The organism is Tamlana crocina, from assembly GCF_012037625.1.
Genome location: NZ_JAAVJS010000738.1, coordinates 1 through 306 on the forward strand (window position 1 = coordinate 1; position 306 = coordinate 306).

Consider the following 306-nt stretch of genomic DNA (forward strand, 5'->3'; position numbering starts at 1 on the left):
TTTTTGGAACCCTTTGTTTTTTTCTTTAAACCTATTGTTCTGCTTCTACAGAGATCTTTTCAAGCAGCTCTTCGAGGATAACCTCCACTCCAAAATCATCATTGCTTTTAGTGGTATGTGCTGCAATTTTCTTCACTTCGGCATGAGCATTTTCAACGGCATATCCTATGGCGGCATGTGAAAAAAGCTCCAGATCGTTGAGATAATCCCCAAATGCCATGGTTTCTTCCTTTGAAATTCCTAAACTTTTTTGCAGGGCTTCAAGGGCATTACCCTTTTGAGCTTTTTTGTCATTGAAATCGATCC

General features: G+C 39.5%; 1 protein-coding gene. It reads right to left on the reverse strand.

Annotated features, from left to right (window positions below; all coding sequences use genetic code 11):
* Positions 1-31: 31 nt before the first annotated feature.
* The coding region (locus HC176_RS18790) for an HAD family hydrolase (RefSeq protein WP_167920492.1) at positions 32-306 on the reverse strand (275 nt) is incomplete at its 5' end.